Annotated in this window: 15 protein-coding genes and 1 pseudogene; 7 read left to right on the plus strand and 9 right to left on the minus strand. The window is 42.2% G+C overall.

Annotation, left to right across the window (positions count from 1 at the left end):
* Positions 1-43: 43 nt before the first annotated feature.
* On the minus strand, positions 44-2,596 hold the full coding sequence (locus tag ACE3JL_RS04745) for a M1 family aminopeptidase (protein WP_375328953.1): 2,553 nt from the start codon (positions 2,594-2,596) through the stop codon (positions 44-46).
* 87 nt (positions 2,597-2,683) lie between these two features.
* Here ACE3JL_RS04745 and ACE3JL_RS04750 point away from each other — a divergent pair, with 87 nt between their 5' ends.
* Both ACE3JL_RS04750 and ACE3JL_RS04755 read left to right on the plus strand, forming a co-directional pair.
* The gene (locus ACE3JL_RS04750) at positions 2,684-3,121 is read left to right on the plus strand and encodes a DUF4079 domain-containing protein (RefSeq protein WP_193956161.1); all 438 of its coding nucleotides are present in this window, start codon (positions 2,684-2,686) and stop codon (positions 3,119-3,121) included.
* A 102-nt stretch (positions 3,122-3,223) separates the two neighbouring features.
* Positions 3,224-4,330 (plus strand): CobW family GTP-binding protein, encoded by a 1,107-nt coding sequence (locus tag ACE3JL_RS04755; protein WP_375328954.1) that lies wholly within the window; start codon positions 3,224-3,226, stop codon positions 4,328-4,330.
* Between the two features lie 259 nt (positions 4,331-4,589).
* Here the strand turns inward: ACE3JL_RS04755 and ACE3JL_RS04760 are convergent, their stop codons facing one another.
* The gene (locus tag ACE3JL_RS04760; protein WP_271990555.1) at positions 4,590-5,522 is read right to left on the minus strand and encodes a metal ABC transporter solute-binding protein, Zn/Mn family; all 933 of its coding nucleotides are present in this window, start codon (positions 5,520-5,522) and stop codon (positions 4,590-4,592) included.
* A 134-nt stretch (positions 5,523-5,656) separates the two neighbouring features.
* Between ACE3JL_RS04760 and ACE3JL_RS04765 the strand changes: the two genes are divergently transcribed.
* The 3 genes from ACE3JL_RS04765 to thrS all read left to right on the plus strand — a co-directional run bounded on the left by ACE3JL_RS04765 (position 5,657) and on the right by thrS (position 9,213).
* Positions 5,657-5,839: a hypothetical protein gene (locus tag ACE3JL_RS04765; RefSeq protein ID WP_375329662.1), complete on the plus strand. Its 183-nt coding sequence runs from the start codon at positions 5,657-5,659 to the stop codon at positions 5,837-5,839.
* 627 nt (positions 5,840-6,466) lie between these two features.
* Entirely contained in the window at positions 6,467-7,300 is an 834-nt protein-coding gene (locus ACE3JL_RS04770; RefSeq protein ID WP_375328955.1) for an FkbM family methyltransferase, read from the plus strand.
* Between the two features lie 113 nt (positions 7,301-7,413).
* Complete coding sequence (thrS, locus tag ACE3JL_RS04775; protein WP_375328956.1) at positions 7,414-9,213, plus strand: threonine--tRNA ligase; 1,800 nt, start codon at positions 7,414-7,416, stop codon at positions 9,211-9,213.
* An 86-nt stretch (positions 9,214-9,299) separates the two neighbouring features.
* Here thrS and ACE3JL_RS04780 read toward each other — a convergent pair whose 3' ends face one another.
* A complete protein-coding gene (locus ACE3JL_RS04780; protein ID WP_002789365.1) occupies positions 9,300-9,596 on the minus strand; it encodes a hypothetical protein in 297 nt (98 codons plus the stop codon).
* Between the two features lie 338 nt (positions 9,597-9,934).
* Between ACE3JL_RS04780 and purC the strand changes: the two genes are divergently transcribed.
* On the plus strand, positions 9,935-10,657 hold the full coding sequence (gene purC, locus ACE3JL_RS04785) for a phosphoribosylaminoimidazolesuccinocarboxamide synthase (RefSeq protein WP_271990561.1): 723 nt from the start codon (positions 9,935-9,937) through the stop codon (positions 10,655-10,657).
* A 1,467-nt stretch (positions 10,658-12,124) separates the two neighbouring features.
* On the opposite strand, the gene ACE3JL_RS04790 is transcribed toward purC, so the two are convergent.
* The 6 genes and pseudogenes from ACE3JL_RS04790 to ACE3JL_RS04815 form a co-directional block, all read right to left on the minus strand.
* Entirely contained in the window at positions 12,125-12,325 is a 201-nt protein-coding gene (locus tag ACE3JL_RS04790; protein ID WP_149107767.1) for a type II toxin-antitoxin system HicB family antitoxin, read from the minus strand.
* Between the two features lie 8 nt (positions 12,326-12,333).
* Positions 12,334-12,837: a hypothetical protein gene (locus tag ACE3JL_RS04795; protein ID WP_375328957.1), complete on the minus strand. Its 504-nt coding sequence runs from the start codon at positions 12,835-12,837 to the stop codon at positions 12,334-12,336.
* A 527-nt stretch (positions 12,838-13,364) separates the two neighbouring features.
* Entirely contained in the window at positions 13,365-13,874 is a 510-nt protein-coding gene (locus tag ACE3JL_RS04800) for a hypothetical protein (protein ID WP_024969926.1), read from the minus strand.
* A gap of 7 nt (positions 13,875-13,881) precedes the next feature.
* On the minus strand, positions 13,882-14,481 hold the full coding sequence (locus ACE3JL_RS04805; protein ID WP_024969927.1) for a hypothetical protein: 600 nt from the start codon (positions 14,479-14,481) through the stop codon (positions 13,882-13,884).
* A gap of 60 nt (positions 14,482-14,541) precedes the next feature.
* The gene (locus tag ACE3JL_RS04810; protein WP_375328958.1) at positions 14,542-18,552 is read right to left on the minus strand and encodes a magnesium chelatase subunit H; all 4,011 of its coding nucleotides are present in this window, start codon (positions 18,550-18,552) and stop codon (positions 14,542-14,544) included.
* Between the two features lie 507 nt (positions 18,553-19,059).
* A pseudogene (locus ACE3JL_RS04815) lies at positions 19,060-19,900 on the minus strand (Uma2 family endonuclease).
* Between the two features lie 426 nt (positions 19,901-20,326).
* On the opposite strand from ACE3JL_RS04815, the gene ACE3JL_RS04820 reads away from it, so the two are divergent.
* The gene (locus ACE3JL_RS04820) at positions 20,327-21,250 is read left to right on the plus strand and encodes a serine/threonine protein kinase (RefSeq protein ID WP_375328959.1); all 924 of its coding nucleotides are present in this window, start codon (positions 20,327-20,329) and stop codon (positions 21,248-21,250) included.
* The last annotated feature ends 15 nt before the right edge of the window (positions 21,251-21,265 follow it).

Below are 21,265 nucleotides of genomic sequence, written 5' to 3' on the forward strand. Positions count from 1 at the left end.
GATAACTGATAACTGATAACTGATAACTGATAACTCAGGTTAACTAACTATTTTTCGCCTCTAATTTGGTCAAACGACTTTTAAGTTCCTGATTTTCCTGTTTCATTTTTTCTAATTCCTCGCGAATTTCCTGAATTGCTTTCTCGGAACCTAATTTTTTCTGGACTTTTTGTACTGCTTCCTCCGCTACACGACGGACGCGACCATCGGGAGTTCGATCGCTCAAGGCTTGTAAAATAGCGATAGCTTTGGCATTTTCTATCTGTCCTAAAGCGTTACACAGTGCCACCTGCGTCAAGAAAAAAGTTTCCTTGGCAATGGTTTCTAAACGTTCCAAAATTACGGTTAATTTATCCGTGGTTTGTCCCGAAGAAATTGCTCCTAGGGCGCGGATAGCGGCTAATCTCAGGGGTTGAGGTGTGCCTAAAGCCGTGTAGGTCAAAATTGACTCTAAAGCCGCCGGCGAGGTTTTTAACTGGCTTAAACCCCCAATTGCGCCCGCTCTTACTACCTCATTCCACCCCTTTCTTGACTGTAAAATATGATTGAGCAGGTCAATAATTTCCCCTTCTTTATTTTGCAATTGTCCCACGGCCATGGAGCCTAATCCTCGCGCGGTGGCTGCTTCCACATAATAACTAGCGTCTCCGGCTTCTAGTAGGGATTTAAGCGCGTTATAACTATCTAAGGTTTTAATTTCACTTAATCCCTCGACAATTGCCCGACGTACTTGCGCTTTTTCGTCGTTTAAACCTTTAATTAAAGCAGTAACTGCCTGATCTAAACCAAGAGTTGCTAACTGTTTGGCCACCTCCACACGCACCCCCCAAAAAGGCTCATTTTCTAGGGATGTCCCTAAAGCTTCGATCGCTTCTAAACCGCCTTTTTTAGCAATGGCCGTCGCTCCATAGATACGGGAAATCGGGTCGGGATCCTGTTGTAATTGCGCTTTTAATTCGGCGATGGGATACTCAAGAGTGACGGTTTTGAGGAAATTATTACCCCGATCGAACTTGACAAAATCGGGCTTTTGTGCTAGGGGAAAATAGAAACTTTGTTCTTTTTGGTGAATCCGCAGATTATAGGTAATATCCTCAGAGTTGAGATAGGCAAAAGCGACGGGAATTTTCAAGTCGAATAGTTCCTTTTCATCCTGGGTTTGGGTGACGGTTAATTGGGCTAAATTATTCTGATTGTCCCAACTGTAGGCCACCTTATAATCGGGATGACCACCGCGATAAACGTACTGATCAAAGAGGAATAATAAATTGTACCCGGTCGCTTTTTCGATCGCCCGTAATAAGTCCACAGTTTCTACGGTTTTATGGGCATTATCCCGCACAAAAGTATGAATCGCTTTTTCAAATAAATCTTCCCCTAAAATAGAGCGGATCATCTGATAAACACAGGCACCTTTTTCGTAGAGATGACGATCATAAAGTTCGATCGCTTCTCGATAAACATGAGTAACAATCGGACGACGATAGCGGGAAGTATCTTCTTCTAAATAACTTCTTGCTTCCCCTAATAAATAATAACTAGCAGCAGCTTTTCCGTATTCCGATTCTGTCCATAAAACCTCAGAATAGGAAGCCATTCCCTCTTTAATCCAAGCGTGAGACCAGTGTTTAATTACCACTAAATCACCGAACCATTGATGAGCTAATTCATGGGCAACTAAGCTTTCTGTCCAAGTATGATCGATGCTGGCTCTTTGATCAATTAAACAGCGATCGGTTAAAATTGTGGTGGAAGTATTTTCCATCCCACCAAAGATAAAATCATCTACACAAACTTGCGCGTATTTGGGATAGGGATAGGGATAACCAAACTTTTGGCTAAAAAACTCGATCATGCGGGGAGTTTTACCCATACTTCTTTGTCCCTCTTCTTCCCGTCCTTTTTCCACATAATAAGTAACAGGAACACCATTCCATGAGTCGCATAATTCGGCAAAATCTCCCACCGCAAGAGTCATTAAATAGGTAGGATGAATTTGCTTTTGTGACCAGTGATAAATTCTGTCCTCACCAACGGGTTCCACCGAGATTAATTCCCCGTTAGAAATAGCGATATAGGGTTGGGGAATTTTAACCCGAATTTCGGAGGTGGCTAATTGGCCGGGGTAATCAAAACAGGGAAACCAAAAGCGAGAATCTTCATCTTCTCCCTGGGTCCAAACTTGCATCGGTTTGTCGGGATGATATTCGTCGGGGCCGATAAAATATAATCCCCGTTGTGGTTGGTTAACTTGATAGTTAATCGTCAGGATAATCGGTTTATCGGTGGTGGGTTGTAGCAGATGAATGGTCAGTAGAAAACGATCATAGTCAAAGGGTTGACTGATACCTTCAATGAACACAGAATCAATATTTAGATCCACCGCATCCAGGGTTAAACTGCTAATTCCCTGACGAATGGGGGTGAGGGTAATCTGACAGCTGCCCTGAAAACTTTGTCGGGGAATATCAATAATTAAATCGAGAAAAATATGATTAACTTGTCCGGGTCGATCGGGGTTATAATGGGGTTTAGCCCCCGGTAACTCAAAGGGTTGACGCTGATTATTTTCCGTGTCGATGGTGAGATGAGACATATTAGCCCTAACTTGCTGATTTTTGTCCGGTAAACTTAAATTAACACGATCGGTCGTCCCTTTCCTTGCTAACAATAATCCCCCCCTATGAATCTCCCCTCCTTTCTCTGGTTATGGAAAATTGCCGCTTGGTCGATGGGATTTTCCCTCTTTGCCTATTTTTTACTAGCGGTTTCGGGGGTAAACATGGGTTATCGACGACTTGCGGGCCAATCTCGACCGAAATGGTTAAGACCTTTTCATCTCCTCAGCGGCCTGATCATGGTTGCTTTGGTCTTAATTCTGCTGGGAATCGGATTAGTGGGAACAATCGGTCATTATGGCAGTTTAGGCCACTCTTCCCACCTGATAGCGGGTTTATCGGTGGTTTTTCTGGTTTTTGTTTCGGCAATTAGCGGCCTGAACATTACAACTCGTCCACCTCTAGCGCGGTCTCTCCACATCGGCACTAATCTTTTATTGTTTCTGGGTTTTCTTTTTGTTACCCTAACAGGATGGGATGTGGTCCAAAAATATCTACAATAAAAATAGTCGGCGATCGAGTGGAGACTGTTTGATCGAGAAAAACTAGCTATCTCATCCCGAAAAATCGCTTTTTAGTGACAGAATACTCACCCCCAAATCATTATGCAAACCGTCGAATCACAAGCTATTAACACGATGTCAGTGCCAAAACAAGGTCTTCCAGTAACAATTATTACTGGGTTTCTTGGTAGTGGTAAGACTACTCTCCTCAATCATATTCTCAGCAATCAACAGGGATTAAAAACTGCTGTTCTTGTCAATGAATTTGGTGAAATCGGTATCGATAATGAACTGATTATCAGCAGTGATGACAGCATGGTAGAATTAAATAATGGCTGTATTTGCTGCACGATTAACGAAGATTTAATTCAAGCAGTTTATAAAGTTCTCGAACGTCCCGAAAAAATCGATTATTTAGTCGTAGAAACCACGGGATTAGCCGATCCTTTACCGGTAGCTTTAACCTTTTTAGGGACGGAATTACGAGAAATGACCCGTTTAGATTCCATTGTCACTATGGTGGATTGTGCCAATTTTAGTCTCGATTTATTCAACTCGCAAGCGGCCTTAAGTCAAATCACCTACGGTGATATTATTGTTCTTAATAAAACCGATCTAGTGGATGAAGCAGATGTGGATTCTTTAGAAATAAGAATCCGGGACATGAAGGAAGGATCAAGAATTATTCGCACTAGCAAAAGTCAGATTCCTTTACCCTTAATTCTCAGCGTCGGACTATTTGAATCGGATAAATATTTCGACACAGAAGAAGAACATCACGACCATCATCACCACGACCACGATCACGACCATTGCGATCATGATCATGATCACGATCATCATCACCACGATCATGATCATGATCATCACGACCATTCCAATCATTTAGAGGTGGATGGATTTACTTCTATTTCCTTTGCTAGTGACCAACCTTTTTCGATTCGGAAGTTCCAATATTTCCTCGATAATCAGTTACCAGAAAGTGTTTTCCGTGCTAAGGGTATTCTCTGGTTTGATGAAAGTCCTAAACGTCATATTTTTCACCTCAGTGGTAAACGTTTTACTCTCGAAGATGACGAATGGAAAGGTACTCCGAAAAATCAGCTAGTTCTTATCGGTCAAAATCTCGATCATGAAACCCTAAAAGAACAGATTAACAGTTGTCTCATTTTACCTGCTGTCAATCGCGGTAAAGGATTTGGTAAATAAACCCCGCTTTGTAAATTTACTAAGTTGGGATTTTTAAGGGGAAACTCTCTGCTAAAGTCGGTCGTTACTTTCGATTTTTTACCTCAATCCAAGCTTTTGGGGGGTTCTACCCCCCAAACCCCCCGCGCATTAGCTTTTCGGTGGGATGCTTACAGCCAGCTGCTGATCCATTTGTCATCATCTAAAAGTCACTGATAATTGCTGATTGTCGGTATTTCTGCCTTCCTAACTCCTGACTCTAAGGACAATTTTTTGATTTTTACAAGAGGTCTAATTGAGCTTCTGTGGGTACTTTTCCCCCTAAAGATTCCACGATCGATCGAGTATTTTCTTTCAGCATTTTTACATAACTATCCCCCCTAGTACCCACCGCGCCGATTGAATCAGAATATAATTGTTGTGGTGCTAATTTCACCCCCGCTTCTTCGGCTACAGTGGTAATTAAAGCGGGATTAATAGTCGTCTCGGCAAAGATAGCAGCAACCTGGAGATTTTTAATAGCATCGGCTAAATTTTTCACCGTTTGGGCGCTTGGTTGTTCTTCAGTACTAATACCAATTAAAGTTCCCGCAACTTTTAAACCGTAGGCATGAGCATAATACTGGAAAGCGTCATGAGTGGTGACTAATTGTCTTTGGGAAGGGGGGATAGTTTCAATAGCCGCAGTAATCCAGCGATCAAGATTTTCTAATTCTGCGATTAATTGGGCGGCATTTTGGGTAAAAATCTCTTTATCTTCGGGACTTAATTTAATCAGTTGATCTCGGATTTTTTCCACCATAATTATCCCATTTTTCGCCGAACCCCAAACGTGGGGATCGGGGACTTTCTGCCCCTCTTTTTCCAGTTGTAAAGGCTTGATTGCTTCTCCCACGGCCACTTTTTTAGCTTTAATTCCCGTAGAATTGATCATTTTAATTAACCCCGGTTCGAGATTATAACCGTTATAAAGAATTAAATCGGCTTTTTCTAAAGCCACACTATCGGCGGGAACCGGTTCATAAACGTGGGGATCATCCCCCGGTTTTAAAATGTCTTGATGGTCAATTTCTTCACCGCCCACTCGTGCGGTTAAATCGGCGATAATTGTGCTAGTAGATATTACCTTTGGTTTTTGGTTATCGGTGGTATTAACCGAGGTATGACAAGCAACCAATCCCAAAAATAAACAGGATAAAATTAGTTTTTTCATCGGGAAATAGAGATGAGGGGTTAGCGGTTAGAGATGGGGGGAAATGGCACTGATATCTATCTTAATTTTTTTCCTGACTAAAGACTCCTTTTACTATTAAAATAGAGAATAGAGAAGGTGTAAATTGAAGAAATATGGATAACCAAGCCCCGATTAAACTACCGAAAACCAGCGAATCCGACCACCTCAAGCGCATTCGTCACACCACCTCCCATGTTATGGCCATGGCGGTGCAGAAATTATTCCCGAAAGCCCAAGTTACTATCGGGCCTTGGACTGGGGAGCATCTCACTTACGCGATGAGTAATTATACTTAGCTTAAAAGCCACTCTTAATCGTGTCTTGGAACGAAATAGAGGCTTTTAAAGACCGCGTACATGGAGAATTAAAACAAGAATTACCCTCGAAAAGCCTATTTTTCTACTAAGTATTTATGCTTATTGCAAAGGTGAGATGCTCCCTTGGACTGAAACCGGATTTTACTACGATTTTGATGTGCCGGAACCTTTTACCGACCGTAGATTAATTCTTTACCCCCTGAAGCGAATGGGGGGGATTTTTGTAAGTTCGATCCCGAGAAAGAACAGGGCTTTCGATTCGGTCTCTCTCTGTCATCTATCGATATGGATAGATATTTTGACATCGAGTAAGTGGTTATGGTATTTTCGAGGTGGAACCGTGTAGGCTTATTCTTAGTCGGAAAAAACTATACAAATTCGGTTCTTCGGTTCATGTTATGAAGTGGACGGGGTTATAATGGATAAAACTCTTATAGAGAAAGACATTCATCGATTTTTGTCAATTGTTTTTGCTCTAGAACCAACTAATCAATTAAGTCTCTTGCCAGATAAGAATTTAGTCGATTTATGCCACCTGATCGAACTATACCAAGTAACGAAGAACCACAAATTCATCTATAAGCTAGGAGACCTACTATTCAATCCATGTCTTTAATGAAAACCTTATCCGAGCAAAAGTACCCCGTTCGTTTTTTGCTGTCTAGAATTTTGATGAGAACCGGTTTATGTAAGTTATTTATCGTCCAGAGAAAAGGCTATAAAATTCGATTTAATCCCTCGGGTATCAGCGCTCAATTGTGGGTCGATCCCGCTCGTATGCGATGGGAAGAGAGGTTTTTGGAAGATTATTTAAAACTGGGCGATCGGATGATAGATGTAGGGGCGAATATCGGTACTCTCTCCCTAAGAGCTTCCACATTAGTGGGAGCGGAGGGAGAAGTGTTCTCTTTTGAGGCCAATCCAACACTCTCTGAATTTATTAAAGATAATCAGACATTGAATCAGTTCACCAATATTAAAATTTATAATCTAGCCGTCGGAGATAGTAATGGTACGATTTATTTTGCCTTGAATAAATCGGATGATCGCAGTCGGGTTCACCTATCGGATCAAGGGATTGCGGTTGAAAAACAGCCTTTGGATCGGGTAATTCCCGATACACCGATCGATCTTCTCAAGATCGATGTAGAGGGATATGAAAAATGGGTATTTCAAGGAGCGGAAAAAACGATTCAAAATAGTCAAGTGGTGATGTTTGAATCGATCCCCGCCAATACGGAGCATTATCAGTATAGTGTTCGAGAAAATTTTCAGTTCCTGCTCGATCGAGGGTTTCAAATTTTTAAATTAGGAGCCAATAAGACCATGTATTCTGTAGACATCGATCAAGTATCCCAATACAATGGGGATTTATTCGCCCTTCGCAATGTAGAGTCCTTTATCGCTCGAACCGGCTATAGGTTTCCCAATGCCTTGTAAAATATAGGGGATGGGCTAATCGCTATCTCTCGCTTGGGGTGACTACCTGGTCTGTTCGAGACAGACCAGGCACCCGGACAGTAAGATAGATAGAGACGGCATAGTATAGAGATATGGATAACCAAGCCCCGATTAAACTACCGAAAACCAGCGAATCCGACCACCTCAAGCGCATTCGTCACACCACCTCCCATGTTATGGCCATGGCGGTGCAGAAATTATTCCCGAAAGCCCAAGTTACTATCGGGCCTTGGACTGAAACCGGATTTTACTACGATTTTGATGTGCCGGAACCTTTTACCGATAAGGATCTCAAGGACATCAAAAAAGAGATGGTCAAAATTATCAATAAAAAACTGCCGGTGATTCGCGAGCAAGTTTCTCGGGAAGAGGCGGAAAAGCGCATTAAAGCGATTAATGAACCCTATAAGCTGGAAATTCTGGCGGGAATTCAAGAACCCATCACTCTCTATCATCTTGGTGACGCTTGGTGGGATTTGTGCGCCGGTCCGCACCTAAGCAATACAAGTGAACTAGAGCCGAAAGCGATCGAATTAGAGACGGTAGCGGGTGCTTATTGGCGCGGGGATGAGAATAAAGCCCAATTACAGCGCATTTACGGAACAGCTTGGGAAAATCCCCAACAATTAGCCGAATACAAGCGGCGTAAGGAAGAAGCACTGAAACGGGACCATCGGAAATTAGGCAAAGAATTAGGTTTATTTATTTTCTCTGATTCTGTCGGGCCAGGGTTGCCTTTATGGACACCGAAAGGAACTTTAATTCGTTCTTTGTTAGAAGATTTTCTGAAAAAAGAACAGTTAAAACGCGGTTATTTACCCGTAGTTACTCCCCATATTGCTCGCGTCGATTTGTTTAAAATTTCTGGTCACTGGCAAAAGTACAAAGAAGATATGTTTCCCATGATGGCAGACGATGAGGAATCTGCTAGTAAGGAAATAGGATTTGTCCTCAAACCGATGAACTGTCCTTTTCATATTCAAATCTATAAAAGTGATTTGAGATCCTATCGGGAATTGCCGATGCGTTTGGCAGAATTCGGGACGGTTTATCGTTACGAACAATCGGGAGAATTGGGAGGGTTAACTAGAGTTCGCGGTTTTACCGTCGATGATTCCCATTTATTTGTCACTCCCGAACAATTAGACAAGGAATTTTTAAGCGTTGTTGATTTAATTTTGACGGTGTTTAAGAGTTTACAATTAAAGAATTTTAAGGCGCGATTAAGTTTTCGTGACCCCGAATCAGATAAGTATATCGGTTCCGATGAAGCTTGGGAAAAGGCACAATCAGCGATTAGAAAAGCGGTGCAAACTTTGGGGATGGATTATTTTGAAGCCCCCGGAGAAGCGGCTTTTTATGGTCCAAAATTAGACTTTATTTTCCAAGATGCCCTCGAAAGAGAATGGCAGTTAGGAACGGTACAGGTAGATTATAATTTACCCGAACGTTTTGAATTAGAATACGTTGCCGAAGATGGTAATCGTAAACGTCCGGTGATGATTCATCGCGCACCTTTTGGTTCTTTGGAACGTTTAATCGGTATTTTAATCGAAGAATACGCAGGCAATTTTCCTCTTTGGTTAGCTCCTGTCCAGATACGATTATTACCGGTTAGTGATAGTCAATTGGATTACGCTAAAGAGGTGACAGCGAAAATGCAGTTGTTAGGAATTCGCGCCGAAACCGATACCAGTGGCGAACGTTTGGGTAAAATGATTCGCAATGCTGAAACTGCAAAAATACCCGTGATGGCAGTGGTGGGGGCAAAAGAAATGGAAACTAATAGTTTAAGTATTCGCACCCGTGCCACCGGCGATTTAGGAGTAATTAGCGTCGAGGAAGTGGTGGCAAAATTAGAAACTGCCATCCAAAATCACGGTAATTTTTAAGCGCTTGCTCATCTAATTATATGGGGCAGAAAATATTTCTGTCCCAGCATTTTTGAGCAACCCAGGAGATTTTTCCTGATTATCCTTTAGGTATCATCATCTTTTTGAAAGGGATTTTCCCCAATACCCAGGCCTTTTTTGCTCTGTTTTAAGTCTTTCCAGAGGGCTTTAATTTTTTGGTAGGCTTCTAGAGAACTGATTTTGCCCCCCGTTTCCAGATTACAAATAAAACTGACTTTTTGGGCAAATTCCTGTAAATTGGCGTTAAATAACAAGTTTTCTGGCTTAAATTCTCCATAGTAGGGGGCGCGAGGATAGAGAAAATCCTCCTTGCGGCGATCGGGGAGATTCGGGTTATCATCGTTAGGAGGACTCTGGTTCATAGGGCGACGGCGGGTAATTGTGCGGAATTTCTTTAGATTTTTCGGTAATGGTAATGGGAGATAATATCAATTGTTGGCTATCATTGAGGATTTAAGTAAAAACTTGACTGATTCGCCAAAAGTTGACCCCTGGGATACTGACAGTTTTTGGTTATAGATTAAGGTTCAGTCGCCAAATGTTGGCATTTATCTTTAAGCAGCAATTATACATTATTTTTTCTCAACAATCATCTCCCTGATGAGATAAACTTTTTGTCTAGGTTGATCGCCAAAATTTGCTGATGCCACTATCTGATTAACCATCGATTTTCTTTTATCAATTGCCGAGGATGATAACTATGGAAAAACTCTATGAAGGTAAGGCCAAAATTCTCTATCAAACCAATGATCCCGATATTCTCCTCACTTATTACAAAGATGATGCCACGGCTTTTAATGCCCAAAAACGCGGGCAAATTGTCGGTAAAGGGGCAATTAACTGCACCATCTCCACTGCCCTATTTCAATGGTTAGAATCCCTAGGAATACCTACCCATTATATCGATCGCCCTAGTTCTAGGGAAATGCGCGTCAAGGCGATTAAAATTATTCCTTTGGAGGTAGTAGTCAGAAATATCGCCGCCGGGAGTTTGTGCAAGCAAACGGGATTAAAGGAGGGGAAAGTTTTACCTTTTCCTCTTGTAGAATTTTACCTCAAGGATGATGCTTTAGGCGATCCTTTGTTAACAACCGATCGCATAAAAGTGATTGATATTGCCAGCGAGGAGCAAGTCAATCAGTTACGAGATTTAGCCATGAAAATCAATCAATATCTACAGGAATTTTTTGATAAGTGCCAGATTATTCTCGTCGATTTCAAGTTAGAATTTGGAGTTGATAAAACCGGCAAAATTTGTCTAGGTGATGAAATTAGCCCCGATACCTGTCGTCTCTGGGACAAAACCCAAGAGGATACCCAAGCGCGCATTCTCGATAAGGATCGTTTTCGTCGCGATTTAGGAGATGTGGAAACTGCCTATCAACAAGTACAAGCAAGAGTTTTACAACAGATAGAGAAATGACTATAAATCCCGTTTAAAAGGTATAGGGGAGCAGGGAGCGAGTTTTTTAAAGTTGGATTGGGGGTTAATCATCCTATTAAAAGCCGATTGGGTAGGAGGCACTCACCATCTTGTGGGAGAGAAGCAGGGCATAACTTAGCCGTTAGCTGAACTAAACAACTATCCTGATCAAGTTCTGCGTATTTCCCGTTCCGAAGTTACTAATTAGGGTGGTTCTTCCGAACTTACACTGTAGAAAATTCCCCAAGCTCCCTCTCTGTCCAGCAATGCTCTAAAGTTGATAAATATCAATCTAACAAAAACTCAAAGCCTTGCTTTACAAGCTTTACAAGCATGAGTTGTTAATAGTTTTGCATGACAGATTTGGTAGAGCCATTAGGGTTTGCTGAAAAAGTTTGTTGGTGGGGTCAGGAGTCAGGATTCAGGCTTCGGCCGTAAGCTCAGCGTTCGACTGAGCGTTCGTGTTAGTGAGCTTGTCGAACTACTGAGCGTTCGTGTTAGTGAGCTTGTCGAACTACTGAGCTCACGCGGCTCGACTGAGCGTTCGACTGAGCTCACGCCGAAGTCTCGCCGAACGTCCGAAGTCTCACGCGGCTCGACTGAGCGTTCGTGTTAGTGAGCTTGTCGAACTACTGAGCGTTCGTGTTAGTGAGCTTGTCGAACTACTGAGCTCACGCGGCTCGACTGAGCGTTCGACTGAGCTCACGCCGAAGTCTCGCCGAACGTCCGAAGTCTCACGCGGCTCGACTGAGCGTTCGTGTTAGTGAGCTTGTCGAACTACTGAGCGTTCGACTGAGCTCACGCCGAAGTCTCACGCGGCTCGACTGAGCGTTCGACTGAGCTCACGCGGCTCGACTGAGCTCGCCGAACGTCCGAAGTCTCGCCGAACGTCCGAAGTCTCACGCCGAAGTCCGAACGGAGTCGGTCGTTTCAAGCTTTGTTGCCCTTCTTTTTTTGTACCAGTGTTCGTACTATAAAAAGGATGATGCAAGGTTTTTGAGGGTTCTAATCCTATTTTCGCAGCATGAACATCGGATTTTAACAGGTCAAAAGCCTTATTTTAGAAGGGTTTTACCATTATTCAGCAAGCCCTAATTAGGGCTTGCTGAAAAAGTTTTTCCTGGGGCAAGGTGTGGGCTTCGGCCGTGAGCTCAGCGTTCGACCGAGCGTTCGACTGAGCTCACGCGGCTCGACTGAGCTCGCCGAACGTCCGAAGTCTCACGCCGAGGTCCGAACGGGTGTGGGGTTTTATCGATTTTCAGGTGGTCAACTACCTAATTTTCAGGGAAAAAGTACCTGAATTTTCCCCCCAATCACTCCAATGGTAGGCACTTTTTGAGGGAAAAAAAGTCTAAAAACCTTATCCAACAAGGTTTTTAGATTTATTCAGCAAACCTTAATTATTCATTATTTTGACATTTTTCAATCTCTTCATCTCTAGATTCCCGCAACAAGTTATGGGGATATTTATTTATCTTTTAGAAAGCAAAGTAATTGCTTTTTTACCACCGCTTCTTCAATATTAATAATCACTTCCCCTAAAGTTTCACCCTGACTCATACATCTGGGTAAATTGGGAATTAGTGCCGTGTATCCGCCTTCTTCTTCGGGATAAATTGAAATCGGATATTTAAGAGATAAAAAGTATTCTAATATTGGTTGTTCCATTGATAGGTCTAAATAGGTCTAACCGAGTCGCCAATTTGAGGGTTTTCAAAAGGTAACGTTTCGGATAATTCCCGTACTAGCAGTTTATTTAACAATTCACGATTTATTAGCTCGGATATTGGCTTTTTATCGTTCTTAGAATTCGCTCCTACGGCTCTTTTTAAGAATTTTCCTATCAAATCGGACGGGGTTTCTTGTTCTTTAAGCAACAACTCCAGCAATCTAGATCCTTTATTATTGGCTCTATCCGATTGTAAAATCGATATTTTTTCTTGAACAAAAGTAATTGTCCCCGTCCCTCTCACTAAGTCAAGATAGCCTAAAGACTCACCAGTCTGATGATCTTTTATTTCCTCTTCACTTGTATTGTAAACTAACATTCTTTGACCTTCTCGAATTCCACTAATTTCACCTCTATTGATCACTAATTTATAGTCGTCAATAACTTTAACAACTTTGGCGGGAAAGGTTCCTTTAGGAGATAAAAGGGTAGTTTCTGTGACGTTTTCCATAATGATTTATCTTTGGTATAAATCTGGTTAATATTAAATATTATCGCTCTTAGGGCGCAATAGCTATAATTTAAACTTATATTTGTCAGGATTTAATGATAAGGTCGGTCAATTGCCTTGATCATTAATAGTACCAATGTAGGAGCGATGTATTGTAACTGCAAAAAATGGGTTAAGTGTGATAATTTCTTATAAATTCAAAAAATTGCTATGATAAAATGCTAGAATAAAGGGGTAGGCATAACTTAAACGAGGGTGTTATGGTAAAAAAATACTATCGTGACATTTCTTCCCAAAATTACTCTATTCCTAGACGGTACTTTATGGATGGTCTGGTCTCTGTTCTAGATATAGGGGGGACTTATCGTGCCAATCTAGATTATCGTTGTCGTGTTCGTGTGGGCAAAAAAGTAGTAAATTAGTAGGTCGGGTTGAGGCTACGAAACCCGACAACCCGACAGAAACCCTCTTAATCCTTTTTTTTGCTGAATAAAATGCACAACCGGACTAATTTTTGATTATAACGATTAAATAGGCTTGACTAGATCGCCAACTTGAGGATTTTCAAACGGTAGTCTTTCTCCTAATTTATCAATCATTGATTTTAACTCTCTTTCTCTTTTTGATTGTAACTCTTTCTTTGCTAAGTATTCAATTCCAGAAGGAGTCAAGGGAGGGATATAAGATAATTCAGACAAGTCTCTAGGTTGCAGCAAATGATATTCTCTGATCAAATAATAAAGTTTATTTAAATCTATGTCTGGCTTTTTGTCTGATTCTATAATAGATATTTTATCTTGAACCAAAATAATTCTTCCCGTACCTCTTACTAATTCGAGAAACCCTAAAGATTCTCCCGTATTAGGGTCTATAATTTCTTCCTCGCTTATCCCATATATCAATACTCGGCGACCCACTTGAATTCTATTTCGTTCGCCTCGATTCATGACTAATCGATACGGATCAAGGATATTAACTATCTGGGCGGGGAATGTACCTTTAGGCGATAATAATGTCGTTTCAGTTAGGTTTTCCATGTTTCTTCTAGGGTTGACCGGTATTGAAATTTCTAGGAATGCTAGGCTTGATGATTATTTTTTCAATTAATTTGGGATCGTTTCCATCTAGGGCATCGATAATATTTTGATAGTTAGGATACGGCTGATTTAGAATAGCTTGTATTTTTCCATCATTTTGGATCACGTTTACGAAACCTATTGCAATTAAATTTTCAAACCCGTCATCATCCGTGTAGTAGAAAGAAATATAGATATCATTCGCAAATAGATCTGATGCTTCCAGTAAGCATAGAATATTATTATTCGCATCCTTTTGAACTCTTAGAATTTTAGGGATAATGCGCTGTTTAATTTCAGTCTCTAGCTTTTGGTTTACCTCCTGAAGTTGCTTAACTTCTGCCTCTAATTTTTGCTTCTGTCTAAGAAGTGTGTTAACAGCACTTAACAAAGTGGCTATAAACAGTAGGGTGAAGAAACTGACAATAATTACTAGATCTAGAGGAATAGAAGTATTGAATGGATAACGAATTAAGGCAATACCTCCTAAAAATCCAAGAAGACCGAGTAAAACCCCTTGAATTTCGTTAAAACTAGACCAAATTAACCCCCAAAAGTTATTTTTCATCTTTTTTGAAAACTCAAGAGACCGGCGATTAGCCAGTCTCTCAAGTCTTATCTATCTATTCTACTCGATTCCTTCGATACGGTCCTCCACTTCTTGATAAAGTTCCTGTAAGCGGTCTAAATTCTCTTGAGAAGTTTCCCAGTAACCGCGACCATTAACTTCTAGCAGGGTTCCCACCATCTTGCGGAAAGAATTAGGATTGAGATTCATCAGACGCTGACACATTTCCTCATCTTGAATAAAGGTGGTGTTCACATCTTCATAAACCCAATTATCCACCGCGTCAGCAGTTGCCGACCATCCCATGGTATTAACCAAACGCTTCGATAATTCTCGGACTCCTTCGTAACCGTGACTTAACATTCCCTCGTACCATTTGGGATTGAGTAATTTGGTGCGGGTATCCAAGCGCACGGTTTCCGATAAAGTACGCACCTGAGCATTAGCGGTGGTAGTATCAGCAATATAGGCCGCCGGTTTTTTGCCATCATCGCGTAAACTAGCGACAACTTTCGTCGGATCCGAGTCGAAATAGTGGGAAACATCGGTTAAACTAATCTCGCTAGAATCCAAATTTTGGAAAGTTGCCTCCGCAGTTTTTAAGGATGCTTCAAACAACTGACGATTATCGGCCATCATCCCGGGGTTATCGGAATCGAAAGCAAAACCCTTGCGGTTGAGATACATATTCTGTAACTCTTTTTCCTCTTCCCAACTGCTATTTTCCACCGCGAGATTGATGTTAGAAGAATAGGAACCGGAAGCATTAGAAAAGATGCGGGTGGCTGCCTGTCGAACCGTTAAACCCATATCTTTTGCCTGTTCAATAGCGTGTTTGCGGACATAATTCATCTCCATCGGTTCCTCTGCTTCCGCGGCCATTTTTACGCCTTGGTCAAGCAAGTTCATCTGATTGATAAATAAATCCCGGAAGACACCAGAACAGTTGACCACCACATCAATGCGCGGTCTTCCTAACTCCTCTAGGGGAATCAATTCCAATTTATTCACCCGTCCCAAAGCATCGGGAAGAGGACGAACCCCCACCATCCAGAGAATTTGTGCTAGGGATTCCCCGTATGTTTTGATATTATCCGTTCCCCAGAGAACACAAGCGATGGTTTCGGGATATTTACCACCATTATCCAGCTTTTGCCGTTCCAACAGACGATCCACCACGATTTTAGCCGATTTTACCGCCGCTAGAGTCGGGATAGACTGGGGATCTAAAGCGTGGATATTTTTACCCGTCGGTAAAACCCCCGGATTACGGATGGGGTCGCCACCGGGACCGGGAAGAACGTATTCCCCTTCCAATGCTTTTAATAGGGCCCCTAATTCATTATCAGCACAAACCTGTTCTAAACAGAATTCTAGGTATTCAAACAGGGGTTTTAACGCCACCGGATCAACTTTTGGATAACCCATCGACTGTAAAGTGTCGATCCAAGGCGATCTTTTGCCTATATTCAAGAAATTCAGCTTAGAAAGCATTGATACCCGACCTTCTGCCTTGCCCTGAGCTAAGTCGAAGGGGTCGGTTTGGGACTCGACTAAAGCGGAAACGGCAGCGCGAGTCGCGAGGGTGATGTTTTGCAGTAATTCCACATCCTCTAACACACCTCGATCGCTATTGCGATAAACTTCCTCTAGATCCCGGCCGATGCTGTTAGCAATAATTCGGGGTAAGGAAAGTAAATCGTCTTCTTCCCGGTCTAAACTGGCAATATTGACCAAAGTTGCCACCGCTTCCAGCGCCGAGGGGGGTTTCCCAATAACGTGCAGTCCGCAGGGAAGCAAGCGCGACTCAATTTCCATCAGTTTACGATAGACGGAACCGACGATATGATCCCGTTCCTCTTGACTGAGATCGGCGGCATCACTATTAGGTAAACTTATATCTTTATCGAGATTGACCAATAAACATTTATCGACAATGGTATTGACAATTTGCACCCCACGCCCACTATCCTTCAAAGTTTGGTAGGAACCGATCAACTCGCTTAATTCCTTTAACCCCTTGTAGAGTCCGGCATTTTCTGCGGGGGGAGTGAGATAGGAGATAGTTTCCGCATAACTACGACGTTTAGCGATCGTCGCTTCGCTGGGGTTATTAGCGGCATAATAGTAGAGATTGGGAATCATCCCGATGAGGTTATCGGGGTAGCATTCCCCAGACATCCCCATCTGTTTCCCCGGCATAAATTCTAGGGAACCGTGGGTGCCAAAATGGAGAACCGCGTCTGCTTTCCAGACTTGATTGAGATAGGTATAGTAGGCCGCAAAACCGTGATGAGGACTAGCAGAACGAGAAAAGAGCAGACGCATGGGATCCCCTTCATAACCGAAGGTGGGTTGAACCCCAATAAAAACATTACCGAACTCTTTCCCGTAGATTAATAGATTTTGTCCATCACTGTTGAGGTGTCCAGGTGGTGGTCCCCAATTTTCCTCTAAACGGACGGAATAGGGGGTTAAGCGTTCATATTCCGGTACAGACATCCGATAGGCGATATTTAGCTCCGGACTATGGTACTGTGCGGTGGCATCATGGATTACCGCTGCCATCAGTTCTTGGGGAGATGCGGGTAGATCCTGCAAGTCATAACCATTATTTTGTAACGCTTTCATCACCTCGTAGATGGAACCGAACACATCTAGATAGGCTGCGGTTCCCACATTCCCCTTATCGGGGGGGAAACTAAAGACAGTGATGGCGACCTTTTTGTTTAGTTTCGGTTTCTTTCTTAGGGTAGCCCATTTTAGCGCCCGTTGAGCGATCGCTTCTATCCGGTCCTGTAAGGCGATCGCTTTACCCGTGGCCCCATCCCGGCCTGATAATATAATAGGTTCGATCGCACCGTCTAATTCCGGAATAGCAATCTGTAGCGCCACTTGAATCGGGTGTAACCCTAAATCGCTCTCTTCCCATTCCTGAGTGGTTTGGAAAACTAGCGGTAAAGCGCACATATAGGGACGATTGAGACGTTTTAAGGATTCTATCGCTTTCGGATGGTCTTGTCGCGCTGGACCTCCCACCAAAGCAAATCCTGTCAGGGAAATTACCGTGTCAACGATGGCCACCGCTGCCACTCCTTTTAAGCTTTTATCCCAGAAATATTCTTCTACCGGTTTAGAAAAGTCTAATCCCCCGGCAAAAACGGGAAGGACTCGCGCACCCATAGACTCGAATTCCTGCACGAGAGCGACATAATGAGCATCATCCCCAGTAACCAGGTGAGTTCTCTGTAAAATTAAGCCAACACAGGGAGCCAAGGGGTCTTTTAAGTCATCGGCAATATCACTGCGGTTATTGTACCAAGCGAAGTATTCCTTGACATCCGACCACATTTTCATGGATAAAGGATGCCAGATACCCATATCTGGATAAACTACCGGTTCCTTGTAAACTACGCTGTCATCCTTGTTATCGAAGACGTACTTATCGGCCAACATTAACAGGAAGTTCTCTAAATTTTCTGCCGAACCCCCTAGCCAATACTGGAAACTTAACATAAAGTTGCGTGCGTCCTGAGCTTTTTCCATGGGGAGGTATTTCAGGACTTGCGGTAAGGTTCGCAATAACTTTAACATCGCGTCTTGGAAACCAGCACCGGAGTTTTCCTTGCGCTTTTTCATAAAGTTAGCGATGACACTCTTAGACTGTCCCAATTGAGCCATGGAAAAGCTGCCTAATTTATTTAAGCGCATTACCTGGGGCATGGAGGGAAAGACGATCGCCGCGTCTAATTTATCCCGATGGGGACCGACAGCGGCCACAACTTTATCGGCTAAATCTTCGATAAAGATGAGAGAAGCGATGAAAATATTAGCTTTGGCTACATCCTCCTGAAAATTGCGATAATTTTCCCCATCGCGCAGTTCTTCGATTAAATAACCACTAATTTCGATCGCTAGTTTCGGGTTGTTAGCGTTGATTTCCCTGACCGCACTACTCAGCGCACTTTGGTACTGAGGTTCTAGCACGACATAGACCACCTTGACCAGCGATCGACCATTCAACGCGTCAGGAACTATGTGACGAATGGTGGACTTGACGTGAGTGAACATATATGATGATTCTCCTTAGGATTGCTGAGTCTGGTATGAAGTGATTTTCGTCATCAGATGACGATCGCCCTTTGTTTAAGGTATTTAGATATATATGTTTCTGTTTTGTATCAGAAAATGTCACCCAAGTGAGTATTTACTCTGGGTTTTGACACAATTCGATAAATATCTTGCCATATTTTGTAACAGATGGTAAAGAGATTTTTGAGTAACTACTCAGGCTTTCCTTTACAAAAATTAATATTTAATCTATTGACTTTTAATTGCAAAAATGTTAGGTGTTAGCACCTCAGACGAGATGTCCCTGTTCAAAGATGATCAGGGTGAGGATCTGATTAATTCTCCGTAATTAATTAAATTATATTAATTTTCTATAAAACACTTGACATTACCCTGTGGCCCTATTGGGGTTAGGATTGGGTGCCTTGACTTCTAGAGGTAAGAAACAGGGTTAATGAGAGGTGAGGGTGCAAGCAGTTCGATAAACTCACTGACCATCTTGCACCCCTACAAGGTTTCATCGGGATTAATGCCTAATTCTCTTAATCTTGCCGTTAATTGCTCAATTTTTTGTAAAGCCAGTTCTTTTTGTTGTCTTTCATGTTCTTTTTGTTGTCTTTCATGTTCTTTTTGTTGTAAAGCCAGTTCTTTTTGTTGACGTTCAGATTCTTTGGCCTGTTTCTCCAGAAGAGCGGCTTCCTCAGGTGTTGGGATTAACTGACCTTTAGGACTAAAATAACGCAATTTATCGGCGTAGATCCCTAAATATAAGCCCAATTCTTCACTCCATAACCAACCCTTCGGCCTGGCTCAGGGCAAGCCTTGCTGATTGGGTTCAATCGGTTGATATTTTCCCCTAATTAACGTATGTCCTTCAAACTCTAAACTATAGGGGTCAAACCCTTCGACTTAGCTCAGGGCAAGCCAGAAATAATCAGGAGTCCTAAATGTATTTTGATAAATTTCTTTCTTTTCTTCCCTATCAGTCTTAGCGGTACTTTCAAAAGAGGATTTCTATAATCACATTAGGATATTTTCCCTCTTCTTGCCATACTACCCAACTTTTCCGGTTTTGGTTTCTAGTTGTTCCCAATACTACAAAAAAGTCGGGTCCTCTAAAGTATTCTGATTTTTTCTGATTGGGACTGTAGTAGATGGTTAAATTCCCGGTTGCAAAGTAATCTTCTCTATCTTGCCATAACCATTCTAGGCATTTTATCAACAAAATAATCTGAGTTAGATGTAAATTACTTTCCAATGGCGGTTCATCAATCCAAAATTCGCCCTTTGAGAAGATTATCTCATCTTTTCGGGCGGTTTGGCTAGGGGATAGGGGTTGAGTCAGCAATTCTCATTTTGAAACGATTTTGCGTTGTTTCAGCGATCTAGAGATTCGTTAAGAATTATTAACCCCTCTAGGTGCAAGGGTTTTAATGTCATGAAACCTTAAAATGAGAACTGCTGGGGTTGAGTCGTAGTCATGGTTATCTGCCGTGAATAATAAGCTGTCCGTGTGTTTAAACTGCTTGTTGAGGTGAGACAAGGGGCAGCAGTAAAGGGATTGGGGGAGATTCAGCTAATCTAAGGATAGGTGGTTAAAGTGGGTCTTAGCCTATTAAGTACCTAAGCAAAATTAATTACACATATCTAACCCCCTCTTGCCTTTTGCCTCTTGCCTTTTGCCTATCTTTACTAGGAAATTAATTTTGCACGACTACTTATTTGTGTTAATCTCATCTTTACAGATCAAAACCCTAAATCGTCTAAGGAGACAATGGCCGCTAATTCTCGGAATAAATCGCCTGTTTTTCTCGGCTGTTCTGGCAGGATCGCTATTTTTTGCCTCTTGATGCTATTATCGGCGGCAATAGGCTGGTTAATCGGGAAACAGTGGGTTAAACACAGCAATCAAACCCAAACCGTTAAACCCGTTTTTGCCACAGAAGAAAATAATTTTAATTCTGCCACAGATCGGGCATGGCAACGGAAAGCTGAGATGAGAAAGCGTCGTCTAGAGTTGGGAATTGATAGTCAGTTTTTTAAAAATCTCGTCAATGAATTGTTTAGCCTCCGCTATGGAGATATCAAAGAGGAAAAACAGAAACAGGAACAAAGAGATATTCTAGCAGCAGAAATACTCGATCGCTTGGAACGTCTTGATTTTGGCACTAGAGAAGCATTAGGTAGCTACGACGAACAACAGCGAGAAAAATGGCGAGAACAAGTAAATCAATTACGATTAAGCAGTAGAGTCCTTAATTTACTTACTGATACTGCCTTTTTTCAGCTATTTCCTGAATTGACAGAAAGACCAAATTTTGATGGCAGTCTGGGGCAATTGTGGAGCGGCTTGGCCTGGAATCAGTTACAATCTTTACAGTCCGGCCTATCCTACCAAGCGATCGAAAGTTTAGACGCAGGGGGAGAGGAGGTTATCGAGGCAATTATCAGCGAGGGACAAGGAAAAGCATATGCGATAAAATTGCGTTCCAGTAATCGGTTAGACTTAAATTTAGAGGCGGAAGGCGAAGTTTTTATCTATTTCTACTCTCCCACCGGTAATATTACCCTTTTAGACAAGTCTAGCGATCGGCAATGGTCTGGTCAATTACCCGAAGAAGGATTTTATGAATTAGTTATTCTCCCCCAGTCTTCTACCCCCGTCCACTTTCGCTTACAGTTAAAATTAAGTCAATGAATTTAACTGTCAGGA

Origin of the sequence: Microcystis sp. BLCC-F210 (assembly GCF_042134685.1) — a bacterium.
Taxonomy (GTDB): domain Bacteria; phylum Cyanobacteriota; class Cyanobacteriia; order Cyanobacteriales; family Microcystaceae; genus Microcystis; species Microcystis aeruginosa_D.

What these genes read in the sequence shown, in the direction of transcription:
- ACE3JL_RS04770 (WP_375328955.1), top strand. Translation starts at nt 6,467, where the DNA reads ATGTCTTTAATGAAAACCTTATCCGAGCAAAAGTACCCCGTTCGTTTT.
- ACE3JL_RS04790 (WP_149107767.1), bottom strand. Translation starts at nt 12,325, where the DNA reads ATGGAACAACCAATATTAGAATACTTTTTATCTCTTAAATATCCGATT.
- thrS (WP_375328956.1), top strand. Translation starts at nt 7,414, where the DNA reads ATGGATAACCAAGCCCCGATTAAACTACCGAAAACCAGCGAATCCGAC.
- ACE3JL_RS04810 (WP_375328958.1), bottom strand. Translation starts at nt 18,552, where the DNA reads ATGTTCACTCACGTCAAGTCCACCATTCGTCACATAGTTCCTGACGCG.
- ACE3JL_RS04765 (WP_375329662.1), top strand. Translation starts at nt 5,657, where the DNA reads ATGGATAACCAAGCCCCGATTAAACTACCGAAAACCAGCGAATCCGAC.
- ACE3JL_RS04795 (WP_375328957.1), bottom strand. Translation starts at nt 12,837, where the DNA reads ATGGAAAACGTCACAGAAACTACCCTTTTATCTCCTAAAGGAACCTTT.
- ACE3JL_RS04760 (WP_271990555.1), bottom strand. Translation starts at nt 5,522, where the DNA reads ATGAAAAAACTAATTTTATCCTGTTTATTTTTGGGATTGGTTGCTTGT.
- ACE3JL_RS04745 (WP_375328953.1), bottom strand. Translation starts at nt 2,596, where the DNA reads ATGTCTCATCTCACCATCGACACGGAAAATAATCAGCGTCAACCCTTT.
- purC (WP_271990561.1), top strand. Translation starts at nt 9,935, where the DNA reads ATGGAAAAACTCTATGAAGGTAAGGCCAAAATTCTCTATCAAACCAAT.
- ACE3JL_RS04755 (WP_375328954.1), top strand. Translation starts at nt 3,224, where the DNA reads ATGCAAACCGTCGAATCACAAGCTATTAACACGATGTCAGTGCCAAAA.
- ACE3JL_RS04750 (WP_193956161.1), top strand. Translation starts at nt 2,684, where the DNA reads ATGAATCTCCCCTCCTTTCTCTGGTTATGGAAAATTGCCGCTTGGTCG.
- ACE3JL_RS04805 (WP_024969927.1), bottom strand. Translation starts at nt 14,481, where the DNA reads ATGAAAAATAACTTTTGGGGGTTAATTTGGTCTAGTTTTAACGAAATT.
- ACE3JL_RS04800 (WP_024969926.1), bottom strand. Translation starts at nt 13,874, where the DNA reads ATGGAAAACCTAACTGAAACGACATTATTATCGCCTAAAGGTACATTC.
- ACE3JL_RS04780 (WP_002789365.1), bottom strand. Translation starts at nt 9,596, where the DNA reads ATGAACCAGAGTCCTCCTAACGATGATAACCCGAATCTCCCCGATCGC.
- ACE3JL_RS04820 (WP_375328959.1), top strand. Translation starts at nt 20,327, where the DNA reads ATGGCCGCTAATTCTCGGAATAAATCGCCTGTTTTTCTCGGCTGTTCT.